The 977-nt window shown below is 34.6% G+C and carries 2 protein-coding genes; both read left to right on the top strand.

The window, feature by feature from the left end; translation table 11 throughout:
• On the top strand, positions 1-424 hold a 424-nt coding region (ssb, locus tag LOK41_RS28235), incomplete at its 5' end, for a single-stranded DNA-binding protein (RefSeq protein WP_241819387.1).
• 204 nt (positions 425-628) lie between these two features.
• Entirely contained in the window at positions 629-907 is a 279-nt protein-coding gene (locus tag LOK41_RS28230; protein WP_241819386.1) for an AbrB/MazE/SpoVT family DNA-binding domain-containing protein, read from the top strand.
• Positions 908-977: the final 70 nt, after the last annotated feature.

Genomic DNA, 977 nt, shown 5'->3' with positions numbered 1-977 from the left:
GGTTGCGGTCGCAACATTTACGCTAGCTGTGAATAGACCGTTCACAAACCAGGGACAAAGAGAAGCTGACTTCATTTCAGTGGTTGTTTGGCGTAAACAAGCTGAGAATGTAGCAAACTATCTAAAGAAAGGTAGTTTAGCTGGTGTAGATGGTCGTCTTCAAACACGTAATTATGATGGGCAAGATGGGAAGCGCGTATATGTGACAGAAGTTGTTGCAGAGAGCGTACAATTTTTAGAGCCACGTAATAGTGATGGAGGAGAACGTAATTCATTTAATCAACAGCCAGTAGGGGCTAGTTTTGGTAATCAAGGTTCGAACTCATTTAATCAATCTAGTAATTCTGGATTTAAAAAGAATGATGATCCATTCGCTAATTCAGGTCAACCAATTGATATTTCGGACGACGATTTACCCTTCTAACGTTAAGTAGATCTTTGTACAAAAGGAGGAAGCAATAGATGGAAGATACAAAGTATCCCTTTTCACAAAGGTGTAAAGAGATTCTTATTATGATTGTAAGCTTTTGGATTATAATGTTTTCAATCTTTGGAGAAAGCTTGTTACAATGAAAAGTGACATAGGGTATAAAATATAGAGCTATAGAAAATTTAAGGGAGAGATTTCATGAAATCAACAGGAGTAACTCGAAATTTAGATAATTTAGGACGTATCGTTATACCAATGGAGTTAAGACGCACGCTGAAAATTAAAGAAAAGACACCATTAGAGATTTATGTAGAAGGTGAAAAGATTATCTTGAAAAAATATAAAGCGCATGGTACTTGTGCAATAACAGGAGAAGTATCTGATAAAAATATTTCTCTTGCAAATGGAAAAATCAACTTAAGTCCTGAAGGTGCAAAATATTTAATAAATGAATTAGAAAAGTACTTAGTGAAATAAATGATTGTGGATACAAAAAAGAAGGGAGAATAGTGAATGCCCTTCTTTTTTGTATATGTAACTTCTATAT

Source organism: Bacillus sp. TL12, from assembly GCF_022625245.1.
GTDB lineage: Bacteria > Bacillota > Bacilli > Bacillales > Bacillaceae_G > Bacillus_A.
This window is presented reverse-complemented; position numbering and strand designations above follow the sequence as displayed.